The 16616-nt window shown below is 69.1% G+C and carries 14 protein-coding genes; 6 read left to right on the top strand and 8 right to left on the bottom strand.

The window, feature by feature from the left end; genetic code table 11:
* Positions 1-27: 27 nt before the first annotated feature.
* On the bottom strand, positions 28-1086 hold the full coding sequence (fni, locus tag ACJ8AT_RS36645) for a type 2 isopentenyl-diphosphate Delta-isomerase (RefSeq protein ID WP_407742617.1): 1059 nt from the start codon (positions 1084-1086) through the stop codon (positions 28-30).
* Between the two features lie 162 nt (positions 1087-1248).
* On the opposite strand from fni, the gene ACJ8AT_RS36640 reads away from it, so the two are divergent.
* Positions 1249-1659, top strand: a complete 411-nt coding sequence (locus tag ACJ8AT_RS36640; protein ID WP_407742616.1) for a hypothetical protein — start codon at positions 1249-1251, stop codon at positions 1657-1659.
* A gap of 80 nt (positions 1660-1739) precedes the next feature.
* On the top strand, positions 1740-2699 hold the full coding sequence (locus ACJ8AT_RS36635) for a zinc metalloprotease HtpX (protein ID WP_407742615.1): 960 nt from the start codon (positions 1740-1742) through the stop codon (positions 2697-2699).
* A gap of 9 nt (positions 2700-2708) precedes the next feature.
* On the opposite strand, the gene ACJ8AT_RS36630 is transcribed toward ACJ8AT_RS36635, so the two are convergent.
* From ACJ8AT_RS36630 to ACJ8AT_RS36620, 3 genes are all read right to left on the bottom strand, one after another.
* On the bottom strand, positions 2709-3593 hold the full coding sequence (locus tag ACJ8AT_RS36630; protein WP_407742614.1) for a 2-oxo acid dehydrogenase subunit E2: 885 nt from the start codon (positions 3591-3593) through the stop codon (positions 2709-2711).
* A gap of 130 nt (positions 3594-3723) precedes the next feature.
* Positions 3724-4497 carry a hypothetical protein gene (locus ACJ8AT_RS36625; protein WP_407742613.1) on the bottom strand — a complete coding sequence of 258 codons (774 nt, stop codon included), beginning with the start codon at positions 4495-4497 and terminating at the stop codon, positions 3724-3726.
* Between the two features lie 110 nt (positions 4498-4607).
* Complete coding sequence (locus tag ACJ8AT_RS36620) at positions 4608-5426, bottom strand: hypothetical protein (protein WP_407742612.1); 819 nt, start codon at positions 5424-5426, stop codon at positions 4608-4610.
* Positions 5427-5860: 434 nt separating this feature from the next.
* Here ACJ8AT_RS36620 and ACJ8AT_RS36615 point away from each other — a divergent pair, with 434 nt between their 5' ends.
* Complete coding sequence (locus ACJ8AT_RS36615) at positions 5861-6964, top strand: cell envelope biogenesis protein TolA (RefSeq protein ID WP_407742611.1); 1104 nt, start codon at positions 5861-5863, stop codon at positions 6962-6964.
* A 63-nt stretch (positions 6965-7027) separates the two neighbouring features.
* On the opposite strand, the gene ACJ8AT_RS36610 is transcribed toward ACJ8AT_RS36615, so the two are convergent.
* Positions 7028-8422: a kelch repeat-containing protein gene (locus tag ACJ8AT_RS36610; protein ID WP_407742610.1), complete on the bottom strand. Its 1395-nt coding sequence runs from the start codon at positions 8420-8422 to the stop codon at positions 7028-7030.
* Positions 8423-8654: 232 nt separating this feature from the next.
* Here ACJ8AT_RS36610 and ACJ8AT_RS36605 point away from each other — a divergent pair, with 232 nt between their 5' ends.
* Both ACJ8AT_RS36605 and ACJ8AT_RS36600 read left to right on the top strand, forming a co-directional pair.
* Positions 8655-10193, top strand: a complete 1539-nt coding sequence (locus tag ACJ8AT_RS36605; protein WP_407742609.1) for an ATP-binding protein — start codon at positions 8655-8657, stop codon at positions 10191-10193.
* Positions 10190-11518 (top strand): M16 family metallopeptidase, encoded by a 1329-nt coding sequence (locus ACJ8AT_RS36600; RefSeq protein WP_407742608.1) that lies wholly within the window; start codon positions 10190-10192, stop codon positions 11516-11518. The genes ACJ8AT_RS36605 and ACJ8AT_RS36600 overlap by 4 nt, the downstream gene beginning before the upstream one ends.
* On the opposite strand, the gene ACJ8AT_RS36595 is transcribed toward ACJ8AT_RS36600, so the two are convergent.
* Entirely contained in the window at positions 11493-12752 is a 1260-nt protein-coding gene (locus ACJ8AT_RS36595) for a tetratricopeptide repeat protein (protein WP_407742607.1), read from the bottom strand. The genes ACJ8AT_RS36600 and ACJ8AT_RS36595 overlap by 26 nt on opposite strands.
* A gap of 112 nt (positions 12753-12864) precedes the next feature.
* On the opposite strand from ACJ8AT_RS36595, the gene ACJ8AT_RS36590 reads away from it, so the two are divergent.
* The gene (locus ACJ8AT_RS36590) at positions 12865-13212 is read left to right on the top strand and encodes a hypothetical protein (RefSeq protein WP_407742606.1); all 348 of its coding nucleotides are present in this window, start codon (positions 12865-12867) and stop codon (positions 13210-13212) included.
* Between the two features lie 13 nt (positions 13213-13225).
* On the opposite strand, the gene ACJ8AT_RS36585 is transcribed toward ACJ8AT_RS36590, so the two are convergent.
* Both ACJ8AT_RS36585 and ACJ8AT_RS36580 read right to left on the bottom strand, forming a co-directional pair.
* Entirely contained in the window at positions 13226-14719 is a 1494-nt protein-coding gene (locus tag ACJ8AT_RS36585; RefSeq protein ID WP_407742605.1) for a DUF4388 domain-containing protein, read from the bottom strand.
* Positions 14720-14731: 12 nt separating this feature from the next.
* Positions 14732-16582, bottom strand: coding sequence for a response regulator (locus ACJ8AT_RS36580; RefSeq protein ID WP_407742604.1), 1851 nt, complete (start codon positions 16580-16582; stop codon positions 14732-14734).
* Between the last annotated feature and the right edge of the window lie 34 nt (positions 16583-16616).

Genomic DNA, 16616 nt, shown 5'->3' with positions numbered 1-16616 from the left:
TCAGCGCGAGCGCGGAGCGAGCACCCTCTACAGTGCCGCGAGCCAATCCTTCAACTCCCCCGTGATGACCACCGGCTTGCGCCTGAGTTCAGCGCAGCTTCTGCTGCCTGTGAGGACGAACGCCTGGCGCAGCCCCGCCAGTATGAGCTGAAGGGCCTTGTCCGCGCCCTCCAGCCCGCCCTCCTGCTGGGCACGGAACAGGGGCAGGGCCATGCCTCCCAGGTCCGCGCCGAGCGCGAGCACCTTGGCCACCTCCAACCCAGTGCGCACGCCTCCGGAGGCCACCAACCGGGGCTCAGGCCCCACGGCCCGGCGCACGGAGGCGGTGGCCGCGGCGGTGGGGATGCCCCAGCTCGAATACTCGGCCCCCAGCTCTGCGAGCAGGCCCGTGGCACGCAGTTGCTCCACGCGCACCCACGAGGTGCCTCCCAGGCCGGAGACGTCGATGTTGCGCACGCCCAGCTCCGTCAGCCGGCGCGCCACCTCGGGGCCAATGCCGCACCCCGTCTCCTTCACCAGCAGCCGCTCCCCGAAGGCCTCCACCAGCGCCGCCACCACGGGATAGCCGCCGCGGAAGTCGCGATCGCCCTCCGGCTGGGTGAGCTCCTGGCCCGCGTTCAGGTGCAGCGCCATGCCGTCCGCGCCGATGGCCTCCGCGAGCCGGCGCACCCCGTCCACGCCCATCTGCACCGCCTGGTACAGGCCGATGTTGCCCACCAGCGCCACCGTGGGAGCCACCTCCCGCACCTGGTACGAGGCGGCGCGCCCGGTGGACTCGGCCATGGCGCGCTGGCTGCCGACGCCGAAGGCCAGGCCGTGGCGCTCGGCCAGCTGCGCCAGATCCCGGTTCACCTTGCCAGCACGCTCGGTGCCGCCCGTCATGCCCGTCACCAGCAGCGGGTAGCGCAGGCGCTTGCCCATGAACGGCGTGGAGAGATCCACATCCTCCACCGCCATCTCCGGCATGGCGCAGTGCACCAAGCGCACGCACTCGAGCAGGGTGCTGTTCTGCCGGGGCTCAACATCTCCGGTGGCACACAAATCGAGGTGGGCGTCCTTGCGGTTGGCTGTGATCTGGTCGCCCATGAAAACGGAAGCCCTCGTTCCAGGCAGCAGCGCGGCTAAGTGCCTGAATGGTGTGGAGATTTTTAACAAGTGAAGCCGGGGTGCTGCAAGACAAAGGGGGGTGAACGGTCGGCGGTACAACGCGAATGGACGGCGGGAGGTTCCGAGCGGTAAGCAGGCTTGGTGAGCACCCCGCCTTCAAAGGTGGCCGTCTTCCTGCACAGCGGAGACTACGATCGCGTGCACCAGGGCTTGTCCATCGCCGCGGCGGCGGTGGCCACCGGGCGCCGGGCCGAGGTGTACCTCTTCTGGTGGGCGCTGGAGCGCTTCCTCCAGGATCGGCTGGACGAGCCGGACTTCCAGCCGCCTCGCGAGGACGTGGCCGATCGCTTCGAGACCCGCCGCCTGCCCACGATCCGGGCCTTGCTGGAGCACCTGCGCGAGTCCGGGCTGTGCACGGTGCAGGGCTGCACGGGCTCGCTGGCGGCGCTGGGAGGCGAGCAGGTAGCAGACAAGCAGACGATCGATGGCTGGGTGGGCTGGACGGCGATCCTCCAGCGGACCGCCGGAGTTGTCGATCGCTTCTACCTCTGAGACGAGGCGCGGAGCATTGACGCACCGGGCTGTCTGTTTACGTTCCCGAGAGCATTCGAAGGGAGCGTTACACATACATCATGACTTCCTACAGCAGTACCTATGACACGACCCCTCGCGGAGGGGCCCCGCTGCGAGGGAGCGGCTGGCACCGGCTGGGCAATGCGCTCAAGACGACGGTGCTGCTGGCTGGGCTCACGGCGCTCGTGCTGCTGATCGGCCAGAAGCTGGGCGGCCCGCGGGGGCTGGCCTACGCGGGCTTCTTCGTGGTGGTGATGAACTTCGTCTCGTACTGGTTCAGCGACAAGATCGCGCTGGCCATGCACGGGGCGCAGCCGCTGGCGCGCGAGCAGGCGCCCTGGCTGCACGACTTGGTGGAGGAGCTGGCCTCGCGCGCCGGCATGCCCAAGCCCAGGGTCTACCTGCTGCCCACCCGGGCGCCCAACGCCTTCGCCACGGGCCGCAGCCCGAAGCACGCGGCGGTGGCGGTGACGGCCGGCATCCTGGAGATCCTCGATCGCCGCGAGCTGCGAGGCGTACTGGCGCACGAGCTGTCCCACGTGAGCAACCGGGACACGCTGATCGGCACGGTGGCGGCCACGCTGGCGGGCATCATCAGCTACGCGGCGCAGATGCTCTTCTGGTTCGGCGGCTCGCTGCTGAGCCGGAGCGATGACGATGACCGGGGCGGCATCGCGGGGGCCCTGTCGAGCCTGGGCCTGTTGCTGGTGGCGCCGATCGCGGCCACGCTGCTGCAGCTGGCGGTGAGCCGCTCGCGCGAGTACGGCGCGGACGCCACGGGGGCCGAGCTGAGCGGAGATCCCGAGGCGCTGGCCAGCGCCCTGATGAAGCTGGAGCGTGGCGCGGAGCTGATGCCTTACGACAGAGCGCCAGCCACCTCGCACCTGTTCATCGTGAACCCGCTGTCGGGGCGGGCGGTGATGGCGCTGTTCTCCACGCACCCGCCCATCCCCGAGCGCGTGCGGCGCCTGCGGGAGATGGCCTCCCGGTCCTGGCGGCAGGGCTTCGAGCCTGCCTGAGCGAGGGGACTACCCCGCGGCCTTGATGGGCTCGGCTTGAGCCTCCGAGGCCTCGGTGGGCAGCGAGTCCAGGGCATCGAACTTCTCGAAGGGGTTCTCCAGCAGCTCGCGCAGGGTGTTGGCGAGGATGCCGGCGTGGAACCCGTCGATGAAGCGGTGGTCGAACGAGGCGTTCACGTTCATCACCTTGCCCACGACGATCTTCCCATCCTCCACCACGGGAGCCTCCTTCACGGCGCCGGGGGCGACGAAGATGGGCACGCGGGTATAGGGCACCAGGGGCACATAGGCGGTGTCCAGCCCGAGCGAGCCCACGTTGGTGATGATGACGGAGCCGAACGCATCCTTCGGCATGCCGAGCCCGCTCAGATCCAGGTTCAGCGTGTACATGAGGAAGCCGAGGAGCTTGGTGAAGAGGTTGAGGAACATGTAGGGGATCTTCTGGATGGTCCCCTTGCCCTTCTCCATGGCGACGTCGCGGCGCTCGCGCACGCGGCGCACGGCCTCCTCCATCTCCCGGGCGATCTCGAGCAGGCTCTTGGTGTCCGCGTGGTCGATCTTCGCCGAGGTGAGATCCACCTTGCCGCCATCGGTCTGGACGACGAGCGCGGAGATGGTGACGCGCTGGCGCAGGTAGATCTTGTTGAAGCGCAGGATGGCGTTGGCCTCGGGGCAGCGGCGCAGGGCCTCGCCCATGGCCTTCGTCACGAGGTGGGTGACGGTGAGGCGGTGGCCGGTGCGCTGGCGGAAGGCCTCGATGTACGCGAGCGCCTTGTCCATGCGGACGGTGAGGGTGCCGTAGACCGTGGGATCATAGGTCGTCTGCCAGCTCCCAATGGCCAGCTTGCGAAAGCTCGAGATGTCCGTCTTGGGAATGAGCTCCAGGTGCGCCATGACGCGATGCCCTCGGTGGGAGTGAGCGAGTCCCCAAGCATCGCCGAGTTTCCCACCCCACAGGAAGCCCCCAGAAGGCAGGAGCGCTCGGCGGCTCGCTCGCCCCATGCCCGGCCTGAGGACTCCACGGCTAGTGCGTCCCGAGTTGGCGATCCCAGACGTGCAGTTGCCTGATGAGCCCGGCTGTCCATGCCGCGGAGAGATGCGTGAAGGCCTCATGAGAGAGTGAGGCAAGGCGCTGGCGCAGAAACTCGGGGTTGGCCAGGACATCGCGATGTTTGACACCCTGCGCATGCTGAAGAGCGCGGGGCATCTGCCGGAGAATGGCCTCGATGCTGTCCTCGTGTGTTGCGCGCCCCATGCGCTCCGCGGCCAGTTCCAGGCGTGTGCGGACTGATCCTTCGCCTACCGGGCTCCAGGCCTCCATCGCCCAGTCACAGGCCGTGCTCAGAAGTTCATCCAAGGTGAGCGCTGCATTGACGGTCTTGAAGAGATAGCGCACGGACTGGAGCGGCTCCCAGAATGGCATCAGCGCCTGGAGGCGCCGAGATGTGCGCTCCGCGCTGACCGGTCCCGTGGGAGCAATGGTGAAGTACAGCGCGCCCCAGGCGGTCGCGCGACAGACATCTTCGTAGGCGTCCCTCGCCTGGAACGTCTTCTGCGGCTCAACGGTCTCGTACAGAGCACTCATGACGTTCGCCATCATGTGCAGCCGCCAGACCGGGCGCTCATGCTGAAAGTCCACCACGTCGTGCGCCACCACCACCTCGCCAGCAGGCACCTCCAGCAACTCACGAGGAGCAGGGAAAGAACCCTGGTCTCGATACTGCTCGCCACACCGCTGGCCTTCCTGGCGTGTCTTGCGAGAGACCTCCGCATAGCTGCCGTGCAGAAAGGACGGCATCTCAAGAGAGGAAGGCTGCCCGGGATGCATAGCGGACGTCCTACCAAAGTGGCGCAAGCAGGAGGAAGCAGGCAATGGGCCGTGGAGGCACCGGCATGTACACCACCGTGTCACCTGCCCACGGCGGCAGGAAGCTGCGTCCCGGGTGCGGTAGAAGGAACCCGCGATGGAAAAGGGATGACCTTTCCCCCCATCTGGCCGGGCGGCTGCTGGGCCCCCGTATTCGAATTCATCCGGCCGAAGATCGCCCCCGCCAGGATTCCCCTTGTCCCTTCTCCGATGATGTCGATGACGAAGCCCACGGCCCCACTGAAGCTGGCGAGTTGCTCGCGACGCTTGACCATGCCCTCCACAGCCTGTCCCACCCACCCGCCGTACTGTCGCATCTCCTGCTCGGTGAGAGACACCCACTGCCCAGCATCGGCCGCCGCAGCCGCCGACTCGAAGCGCTGCTGGCTGCGGGTCCACCGGTACTGAATCACCCCGGGATCGGTGGTCTGCCACTCCAGGCGCCAGATGTATTGGCCTTGGGCAAACCGGATGAGCATCTCGCCATGGCAGCCTGTACCGGGCGCGAAGGTCAATCCTGGTGCCGCGGCGCGGTTCAAGGCAGCCAGGTAGAGTTGAACTTCCTGCCGGCCCTCCTGGTGGCCTTGCTCACCCGAGGGCTTGATCTCGAAGACACTCAGCGCCGAAACATCGGTGATGTCGGGGCGCAGGTTGCGCTCCTCTTCAAGAAGCTGCGCGGGCGAGCCGATCCCTGTGCTCGACACGATGGTGAGGATGGTCACCTGGTTGTAGAAGACCTCGTTCTGGGGATGATTCACGCCATACATGTAGGCGATCAACCTGTGCGCAGCGTTGCCGAGGAAGAACTCCCACGGTGCCTGAGAGTTCAGGCTCCGGCCAGGAACGTTGTAGCCCTGCACTCTCTGGCCGGTGGGCTCTCCGGCCCCCGGCAGTCCATCGCCTGAAGCCAACAGGAGAGGCTTTCTCCAGGCCCCGTTTCCAAGGGAAGGCGGCTTGCTGGGAACCGTGGCACAGCCAGCGAGCAACACCCCCAGAAGCGGCGCTACCCAACGAGACCACCACGGCTTGAGTAGTCTTGTGCCCTCACACTCGTGCGCGCCACCACTGCATCGCCATGACCCCATGATCCGCGTGCTATCAAATCGAGCCCCTGCTTGAGCAGGAGGCCCGCCCGCCCAGGGCTTTCTCCCCTGGCCGGAGTGTCCCCAGGGGGGCGGCGCTCGGAGGGCTCAGGCGACGGAACGGCGTACAAGGGGCTACACAGGTATTGACGTGCCGGTGCCGACAGTTAGGCTGCGGCGCTTTTTTTGCAGTCCCTTTGGAGGTCGTACTCGTGCTGGTTGCCCTCATCCTCGTATCCATCGGCTTTGCCGTCACGCTCGGCATGCTGCTCTTCGGCTCGAATCAAGCCGCTGTCTCGACCCCCTCCGCGAGGAAGGAGCTGGATGACGGCTCCAAGGCTCGCGCCCGCGCCGAGTCCGAACTCGAGCGCAAGCAGAAGGAGTTCGACGAGCAGCGCACCCAGCTCCAGGACTTGAAGGAGCAGCTCAAGCAGGCCAAGCGCAAGCTGTACGAGCAGAAGGAGTCCGAGAAGGGTGACCGCGATCTCGTCAAGGCCCGCACCGAGACCGAGCGCCAGGCCTCCGTGCAGCTCGAGATGGTGCGCGGCGAGCTGTCCCAGGCGCTCGCCGAGATCGAGCGGCTGCGCAGCGAGCAGGGCGGTGGCGCCCGCCCGCGCCGCGCTCCGGCTCCCAGCGCTCCGGCGGCCCCCAGCGCCCCCAGCGCTCCGGCGGCTCAGCCCGAGGCCTCCAGCGCCGCGGCGACGGGGCAGATCTCGGCTCCGGCGCACGAGGGTGAGCGCGTGGTGACGGCGACGGTGCAGGTGACGCCAGCCGCCGAGCCCGCTTCGGAGAAGGACAAGGGCCCGCGCCGCTACCGCGAGCTCAACGACGCGGACCGCGAGAAGATGGAGCGGCTGGAGCACTCCGCCAACAAGGAGCGCACCCGCGCCTCCGAGATGGAGCGGGAGCTCCGCCGGCTGAAGGGCCAGCGCGAGACGCAGCAGCGCATCTTCAACGCCACCAAGAGCGAGCTGGATCTCCAGAAGGACAAGTTCAAGGCCCTGGAGAAGCGCCTGAACCGCACGCTGCTGGAGCGGGATCTGCTGCGCCGCGCCATCAAGGACCTGGAGAAGAAGACGGGCATGATGGCCGACCGGACCGAGCTCACGCCGGACGAGGTCGCCGCCAGCGATCAGCGCACCGAGGAAGCGGCTCGGGAGCGTGCGGCGGCCGAGGCCCAGCGCACCGCCGCCCAGGCCCAGGCGGAGGCCGCGGCCGCCAAGCCCGCGGAGTCCACCGAGGCTCCGGCCGCTTCGAGCGAGGCCCCCGCCTCCACCTCGGGCGAGGCCGATAAGTCCTCGTCGCCCAGCGCCTGATTCGAGCCTCAGCGCTCTCGCGAGGCCCCTCCTCCCACCCGGGACGAGGGGCCTTCGTGTTTCTCAGTCCCGCGGCACGGGCATGAAGATGTACGTCCCCGCCGCCAGCCGCGCGCTCCCCCTGTCGCTGGCATTCAGCCCGCCCGCGATGAGCACCGAGCCATCCGGCAGCGGCGTGCAGGTGTGCAGGTAGCGCGCGGGCTCCAGCGGCTGCATCCCCAGCACGCCGCCCGTCACGTTAGGGGTGGGGGTGATCAGCTCCACCACGCCGCTGCTCGCAAAACCATCGTCGGAGGCCACCCGCCGCCCGCCCGTCGTGAGCGCCCGGCCATCCGGGAGGCTCACCGCGCAGAGGTCTCCCCGGGCCACGATGGACGGCCCCACCGCGACGAAGGGCGACCCCTCCTGCAAGCCGACCAGCTCCGACGCGGACACGGGCCTCGAGTCCCCATCGGGAGTCTCAGGCGTCGAGTAGCCGCCCACCACGAGCAGCTTCTGCTCGTCATCAAAGGCCACGACCGCCGCGTCCCGGCGAGGCTGGCGCAGCACCACCGAGGTGTTGGTGGGCGCGAACGTGCTCCCGTTAAAGACGAACGTGAGCACCTCCCGGGGGAGGTTGACGCCATCCGAGCCGCCGACGACGGCGAGGCGCTGGTTGTCCGCGAGCGTCACCACGCTCGCCCCCATCCGAGGCACGGAGGTGGGGACGGGGAAGGTCCGCCCCCCCGCGGGCTCGACGCCCTCGGGAGAGGAGACCACCGCGCCGCCCGCTCCGACTCCGCCCACCACGAGGATGCGGCCCGCGAGATCAATCGCCGCCGCATGGTGGGAGCGGGCCATCCCCAGCTCGAACTGCTGGGTCTTGCCCGTCACGGGATCGAACACCGCTCCGGTGCGCAGCGGGGTGGCGGTGCCACTGAGCGGCTGGGACTCCCCGCCAATCAAGGCCACGCGCCCATCCAGCATGCGGGACGCGGTGTGGAACGCCCGCTTCGCGGCTCCAGGCCCCGGGTCCTCCACATAGGCGAGGGTCCGCGCCTGGGGATCGAGGATCTCGATGGAGCTGAGCGTCTCCACCTGCCCATCCGAGGACAGCCGGAACCCTCCGGCGAGGACCACCCGGCCATCCTCCAGGAGCGTGGCCGTGTGCCCGGCGCGCGGCTGTGTCAGGTCCAGACAGGTGCCCGGCACCTGCGAGCTCTCCACGGGGAGGAAGGTGTTGACGCGGCGCAACGTGACGCGGATGGGATCCGCCGGGGCGCCCTTCTCCGGCATGTCGAAGGGAAACGAGCGGCCCACGGAGACCACCGAGCCCGCGCTGCTGGGCTCTCCGGAGTACGCCCGGACCTCGAACAGCCGCCGGGCTCCGGGGGGGATGACGGGGATGTCCTCGGGGCGGATGTTGACGGGGGTGATGCGCTCGATGGGGGTGTCCAGCCCCTCACCGGTGATGCGCAAGCGGAAGTGGGTGACGCCCTCCAGCGGACCGAGGCCCTCGCAGGTGCTCGTAACGAGCTGGAGCTGGGGAGCCGACCCCGGGTCCTGACACGCGGGAGCAAGGGCCAGAACGGCCGCAAGGAGGGCTGGACGGGAATAGCGAGGCCACATGTAAGGCCAACGGTATCAGCTTGCGCTCGGGGCGGCGCGAGCGTAGCGATTGCTGCCAGGCCGCAGGGCCGGACTCTCCGTGATGAAGCTCTCACTCGCCACGCGCATCTTCCTGGGCTACGCCGTGGTGCTCGTCACCTTCGGCGCGGTGTCGCTCTTCAGCGTGGCGGAGCTGCACCGCAACCAGCAGGAGATCCGGCTCGTCAGCCAGGGCTACCTCCAGCTCTCCCAGGACGCGGCGGCGCTGGAGACCTTCCACACCAGCCAGGGCAACGACGCCGAGCGGCTCCTGGACGAGCAGAACCCGGAGACGCGGCGCGCCCTCATCCGGCTGGCGCGCCTCTACATTCCGTTGATGTCCCAGCGCCTGGCCACCACGCGCTCCACCGCCCGGGAGATCCTCACCTACGCCCCGGCGAGCGAGCTGACGTTCGTGCGAGAGCTGGAGACCCGCTTCGAGGAGCTCGAGAAGCAGTACGCCGCCCACGGGCGCACGACGGAGGCGGTCTTCACGGCGCTGGCGGCGGACAAGATGGATCGGGATCAGGTGGCGGCGTCCACGGCCGAGCTGCGCCAGGTGGAGGTCACCATCGGCCGCGAGCTGCGCGCGCTGCGAGCCGTCCTGGACAACCGCATCCGCGAGCGCGTGGACCGCGCCGAGGAGCACGAGCGGCGCACGGGGCTGGCCATCATCACGCTCTCGCTGCTGGCGGTGGGCGTGGGGCTGGGCGCCACGTTGCTGTCCGCGCGGACGCTGAAGCCCGTGCGCACGCTCATCGAGGGCGTGTCGCGCATCGGCCGAGGCGACTACAGCGCGCAGCTCGGCGTGCAGGGCGAGGATGAGGTGGCGGTGTTGGCCCGGGAGTTCGACGCCATGGCCCGCTCGCTCCAGGCGCGCGAGTCCCAGCTCAAGGCCCAGGCCGAGACGCTCGCCCGCGCCGAGCAGTTGGCGGCGGTGGGCCGCATCTCCGCCCAGGTGGCCCACGAGGTGCGCAACCCGCTGTCCTCCATCGGCCTCAACGTGGAGATGCTGGGAGACGCGGTGGCCCGCGCCGCCTTCCGCACCCAGGAAGAAGAGCGCGAGGCCCAGGAGCTGCTCACGGCGGTGACGCGCGAGGTGGATCGGCTCACGGACGTCACCGAGCAGTACCTGCGCATGGCGCGCCCGCCCAAGCCCACGCTGGTGTCCGAGGATGTGACGGAGGTGCTCGGCGGGGTGCTCGACTTCGCCCGCGAGGAGCTGGAGCGCGCCGGCGTGGAGGTGGTGCGAGCCTTCGCCCCGGACACGCCGCCGGTGCTCGCGGACGAGGGCCAGCTGCGCCAGGTCTTCCTCAACCTGCTGCGCAACAGCCGCGAGGCCATGCCGGACGGAGGGCGCCTCATCGTCTCCACCCGAGGGCTGGAGAAAGAGGTGGAGATCTCCGTCCAGGACACCGGCCGCGGAATGACGGAGGCGGTGCGCGAGCGCCTCTTCGAGCCGTTCTTCTCGACGAAGGAGGGCGGCACCGGGCTGGGGCTGTCCGTCAGCCAGCAGATCCTCCAGGCGCACGGGGGTACTCTCGTCTGCCAGAGTATCCCCGGCCAGGGGACCACCTTCGTGTTAAGGCTCCCCCAAGCATGAGCTTCACACCCTACCGGGACGTGCTGCCCTCCGGGCTGCGTGTCGTCACCGTCGAGACTCCTCACCTGCACACCGCCCTGCTGGCCATCTACGTGCGGACGGGCAGCCGCCACGAGGTGTCCGCCAACAACGGCGTCAGCCACTTCCTGGAGCACCTCTTCTTCCGAGGCAGCGAGGGCTGGCCGGACACCGTGAAGATGAACGCCGCCGTCGAGGAGGTGGGCGGCAACCTCAACGGCGTCACCACGAGGGATCACGGCTACTACTACACCCCCATCCACCCCAATCACCTGGCGGTGGGGATGGAGATCCTCGGGGACATGCTGACCCGGCCGCGCCTCACGGACATGGAGGTGGAGCGGCAGATCATCCTCGAGGAGATGCTGGACGAGGTGGATGAGAAGGGCCGGGACATTGACCTGGACAACCTGTCCAAGCGGTTGCTGTTCCCGGACCATCCGCTGTCGCTGAAGATCGCCGGCACGCGCGAGTCCGTGTCCACCCTCACCCACGCGCAGGTGGTGGAGCACTTCGCCCGGCACTACGTGGCGGGCAACCTGGTGGTGACGGCGGCGGGCCGGGTGAAGCACTCCGAGGTGCTGGCCCTGGCCGAGCGCGCCTTCGCCCACCTCCCGCGGGGCCCCGCCACCACCGAGAAGCCGCCGCCGCCGACGGCGCCGGGGCCGCGGCTGCGGTTCGTCTCGCATGACGAGTCCCAGACGGAGTTCCGCCTCAACTTCCGCACCGTGCCCGAGCAGCACGAGGACTACTCGGCGCTGCAGATCCTCCGCCGGGTGATGGATGACGGGCTGTCCTCGCGGCTGCCCTTCGAGATCGTCGAGAAGCGGGGGCTGGCCTACTCCATCAACGCCGGGCAGGACGCGTTCCACGATGTGGGCCTGTTCGAGATCGACGCGGCGAGCGCGCCGGAGAAGGCCTCGCGGGTGGTGGAAGAGGTGCTGCGGGTGCTGGCCACGCTGTGCTCGGAGGAGATCTCCGCGGAGGAGCTGGCGCGGGCCAAGCGCCGGCACCGGATGCTGCTGGAGTTCTCCGAGGACTCGCCGGGAGAGCTGGCCGGCTGGTTCGGCGGCACGGAGCTGTTCCGCCAGCCCGAGTCCTTCAGCCAGCGCGCGGACATGGTGGACGCGGAGACGGCGGCGCACGTGCGCGAGGTGGCGCGGCGCTACTTCACGCGCGAGAACCTCACGGTGGTGGCGGTGGGCCAGCGCAAGGGCATCAAGGCGATGGAGCGCGTGGTGGAGGCCGCCGAGGGGCTGCCCTCGGGAGCCCCGCAGCGCCTCACCGGTGGTGTCCGCCGCGCATGATGATGGGGCCGGTGAACCTCTTCTTCACCGTCGACGGCGCCGGAGCGAGCGCGGCCTTGAGGGCGACGTACTTGGGGTTGCCGGGCTCGCGCTTGAGCAGCTCGTCGACGATCTTCAGGCCGCGCTCGGAGTGGTTCCCGCTATCGGCGTACATCTGCGCGAGCGCCACCTTCTCCTCGAGCGAGGCCTCGCCGAGCTTGTAGAGCTTCTGCAGGGTCTCCAGGGCCTCGGTCTTCTCGCCCGCCTCCTGCTGGGTGCGCCACACGCGTGAGAGCGCGGGAGCGAAGCGCGGATCGGCGGTGAGCGCATAGCTGTAGTTCTCCTGGGCCCCCCGCTTGTCGCCCTGCGCCTCGAGGATCCGGCCCCGGACATAGAGGGCGCGGGGAGAGCGGGCCTTGAGGTGCAGCACCTTCTCCACGAGATCCTGCGCCTCGGTGTTCTTGCCCAGGTTCAGCTTGGCCTCGGCGAGCATCCCCAGCGCGTCGGCGTTGTCGGGCTGCTCCTCCACGAGCTGGGTGAGCACCTCGGCGGCCTTGTCGTGCTTCTCCAGCTTCGTGAGGATGCGCGCGTGGAGCAGGACGACGTCCGCCCGCTTGGCATCCTTGCCGGTGATGGTCTCGATGTCCTGCTCGGCCACCTCGGGATAGCCGCTGTTGAGGAAGTAGCGCACGCGCAGCAAGTGGGCGTCGATCAGCCCGGGGTTCTCCTCGATGAGCCGGTCCATCAGCTTGGCGGCGAGCAGCTCATCGCCCTTGTTGAGGAGGATCTCCGCCTCCACCGTCTTGGCGTCGGGATCATCCGGGCGCTGGCTCTGGATGGGCTCCAGGGACTTGAAGGCGCCCTCCGGGTCTCCGCTGCGCGCCTGGAGCCGGGCCAGGGCGAGCAACTCCGTGTCACCGAGGTTCTTGCTGTCCCGCAGCGCCACGAGGGTGGAGATGGCCTCGTCCGTGTGGCCCTCCTGGAGGTAGAGGTCCACCATCTGCTTCTGGATGGCCGGATCATCCCCGGGAGCGGCGGCCTCGGCCTCCTTGAACGCGAGGATGGCCGAGGCATCGTTGCCGGCGGCGCGGTAGGCCTCGGCCATGAGCAGCAGCGGCTCCACCTTCTCGCGAGCCAGGTTGGAGGCGGCCCGGAAGGCCTTGGCGGCCCGGGCCGGCTGGTTGGCGGCCATGAGGGTGCGGCCCTCGGCGAGCCGGGACTCATAGGTCTCGGCACGGGTCTGGACGGCCTCCATCTCCGGGTCCTTGCAGGCAACCGAGAGGAGGAATGGAAGGAGCGCAGTCAACCGAAGAATTCGCAAATGCATCGCTGAGCGGCAGGGTACCGGATGTTATCCTCTCCCGTCGATGGACCCCTTTGTGCGGCGCCTCGTGGAGAGGCTCCATGACCCAGCTCGGCCGCTGTCGCGCAACCGCCACTTCCACACCTTCGACACTCCGGAGGGGCGGTCAGCGATGAAGATGTCCCGCCGGCTCAAGAGCCTGCAGCGGGACATCATGGCCTGTCACAAGGAGGGCAGCCGGGCGCGCTTCTTCCGTCAGGTGGGCCCGGACGGGCAGACGCGGATAGAGCTGCAGATGGAGCGCATCCAGGGCCGCCGGGTGTCCCTGCTCCAGGACGCCGAGTTCGAGCTGCTCTCCCAGCTCCCCGGCGTCCGGGACGCGCTGGAGGAAGTGCTGGAGCCCGCCGCCTGAGCGCAATGCGCCCTCACGCTGAGGATACGGCGCGTGGTCCCTGCTGCATCCCTGGTGCGGCAGGAGCTGGGTGGAGGCTCTGGATGAGCAAGCCTCGCAAGGCTTCGGTCAGGTCGTCTCCTAGTGCAGTTGCTCCTGCTGGGGCTCCCTGGAGTTTCTCCGGCACGGTGTTTCCCATCACCGCTATCGGCACGCGGATCTCCAATGCCAGATAGCTCGCGAGCCGCACTGCTGCCTCGGAGGTGTCCATCAGCAGTGCCCCCACCGCTCCCGCGCTGAAGGGGCGCCACAGAGGCCGTGCTGCTTCCGCTGGAGGCAACACGCAGAAGTCCAGCTGCAGCACTTCGCTCAGCTCCAGCCGCCCTAGGGTCCCGAAGCCGCTCTTCACCGCCGTGGGCTCTGCTGACACCGCCGCCAGGCCCGGCAACTGCGAGAACAGCCGCCTTGCCGCGGCCGGACCGTTGCCGCAGATGAATACCTTCGCCGTCACCACCTTCAGCGGGGACTTGCCTCGCAACACCCGGCTTCGCAGCGCGTGCAGCTCCGCCGGACCCAGCAGCGGGCCGCTCCCCTCCTGCTCTCCCTCCGCCACCCTCGCCACGCCCTTCTGCATCAGCGTGATGAGGACTCCCAGCACCTCCAGGTCCGTCGCCGGCGCCAGATCCAGCACCTCGCCCAGCGCCCTCGGCTGCCTCAGCAGGTCCACCACCTGCGCCGTCACCGGGTGCTGGTCCTGTGGCAGGTCCGCCTCCGGCGCGATCACCAGCCTCGTCGTCCGCGGCGGCAAGGACGGTAGCAGCCGGTTCACCTCGTCCGACTGCCTCATGCCCTCCAGCAGCGCATCGTCCATCGCTCGGGTGATGCGCGGCTTTCCCGGGTTCGTTCCCGGCGCGAACGTGAATGTTCCCTCCGTCCACGACAGCAGCCGGAACAGCGCCTTCTCTCCCTCCACTCGCCCCAGCCTCGCGTTCACCGGCCGCCCGTCTCCGACCTGGATCTCTCCCCGCTCGTTGCCCCGCTCCAGGCTCAGCTTCCCGCTGCGCTTGTTCATCCCCAGGATCTGCATCAGATCCGGTATGCCCAGCTGGCTCAGCGAGCCTTCAATCTCCTGCGCCTCGCTCTTGAGGTCCTTCGCCGCCTCCGCCCGCCGGAAGATGTGTTCGATCCGGCTCAGCACCTCGTCCTGGTTGAACGGCTTCTTCAGGTGCGCCGCCAGCCGCAGGCCCCTCAACCGATCCATGTCCAGGTTCGTCGTCGTCAACACCACCGGCACTTCTTCCGTCCGCGGGTTCGTCCTCAAGATCTGGATGAACGTCCGCGCTTCCAGCAGCTTGCACGCCTCGTCGAACAGCACCAGATCCGGGTGCCGCAACACGCAGATCTCCAGCGCCCTCGAGCCATCCGGCGCGTAGTGCACCTGGTAGCCCTTCTGCCTCAGCGCGCGCGTCAACTGCCGCACCGACTCGAGGTCCGGGTCTGCAATCAGGATCTTCCGTGCCTGGGCCACGGTGCGCGCTCGCTAGTACGGCTGCAGGTCGTACTCGGCCTGCAGCTTGGTGATGAGCCCGTCCACCACCGCGGTGTCCGAGGAGTGAAAGCCCCACGTCGCCCCCTTCCCTCGCCGCTGGATCAGCGCGTAGGAGGCGTGCTCCGACAGCCAGAACAAGAACTCGTGCCGCGTGAACCGATCGTCCCCCTCCAGGAACACCGGCGTCACCGCCGGGTGCGAGTCCAGGTCCATCCGCCGCCCCAGCAGGTAGATGCGCGAGGCCATCTCCGGCGGCGCCGACTCCAGCCCCGAGGCGATCGGCAGGTCCGCCCGGATCTCCGGCCCGCCCACGTACAACAGCCCGCGCGCGCCCGGATCCCTCAGCAGCTCGCGGGCGATCTCCGCCTGCAGCTCGTCGAAGAGCACGTCCGAGACCTTGCCCCGCCGCGAGGGCTCGGCCCGCTCGTCCGCCGGCAGCTTCGGGCTCGAGGGCGTCCCCAACAGCAGCTCCACCTCCTCCCAGAACGGCAGCCCATCCAGGAGCAGCCGCCGCTGCAGCGATGCCCGCCGCTCGTCCATGCGCCGCCGGCAGCGGTGCACCAGCTCGTCGAAGTCCTCGCCGTCCTTCGGGAAGGTGCTCGCCCCGCCCACCAGCGCCAGCGGCAGCTTGGCCTCCACCTCCTGCACGTCCGCCTCGTCCCGCACCGCCGCCACCGCCCGCCGCACGAACATCAGCGCCCCGAAGAAGTCCGTCTCCGGCAGCAGCAGGTAGAACTCCTGATCGCTCGCCTTGGCGATCACGTCCGAGTCCCGGATGATCCGCGACAGCGCCCGGATGATGCCGCGCACCGCCTTCTTCGCGTCCGCCGTCCCCAGCCGCACCCGCACCAGCGGCAGGTTGTCGATCGAGAACGTCAGCAGCGAGAACGTCCGCCCGTAGCGCCGCGCCTTGTAGATCTCCTTCGAGGCGTAGTCCGTGAAGTAGCTGAGGTTGTACGCGGCCGTGTCTCTGTCTCTCAGCCCCAGCCGCTGGAGCGCCAGCATCCGCCGGCCGTTCTTCACTCCCACCGCCGCGAAGTCGCCAATCACTCGCGCCTGCCGCACGTGCTCGGGCTGGAACTCGCCGCCGATCGGATCCGAGAGCTGCGCCAGCCCCACCAGCTCCCCGCCCGCCACCAGCGGCACGTACAGCACCGGCGAGCGCTCCTCCCAGGCCAGCCACGGCGCGGCCTCGCGCAGGCGCGCGGCGAGCGGGCCCTCGGGCTTCATCCGCTCCACCAGGAACTGCTTGTCCAACAGCCCCCGGTACGCGCGCAGCACCAGCTCACCCCGGTCATCCCCCAGCCACAGCGCGGCGCTCTGCGCGTCGCACACCGCGGCCAGATCCGCGGTGACTCGCTCCTGGAGCCCCTCCAGATCCGGGTACGCCAGGAACTCCAGGCAGCGCCGGTGCAGGTTCTGGTAGCGCGCGAACTCCAGGTTCTCGTCTCGGAGCTGGGCGCGCTCGTGACGCAGGGCCACGCGCTGCAGCGCCCGATCCACCGCGAGGAACAGGTCGGCCTCGTCCACGGGCTTGGTGAGGCAGTCCGCCGCCCCGGCCCGCAGCGCCATCTCCGAGCCCTTCACGTCCGGCCGGGCGCTGATGAGCAGCACCTCCTGGTCCGGGTTGCGCTCGCGCAGCTTCGCCGTGAGCGCGAAGCCGTCCATGCCCGGCATCATCACGTCGGTGATGACGAGATCGAACCGCGTGAGGCTCGCCTGCTCCAGGGCGCGGGGGCCGTCCTCCGCTCCAATGACGCGGTAGCCCCGGCGCGAGAGCATGTCGCTGGCAAGCTCTCGGAAGAAGCGATCGTCGTCGACCAGGAGGAGGGTGCCTGCCACGGCGGGGAGGTCTCGGAGTGCGAAGGAAGTGGAA

Source organism: Hyalangium sp. (assembly GCF_045802625.1).
Classification (GTDB): Bacteria; Myxococcota; Myxococcia; order Myxococcales; family Myxococcaceae; genus Hyalangium.
The sequence above is the reverse complement of the archived record's forward strand: the minus strand, read 5'-3'. Positions and strand labels throughout refer to the sequence as shown.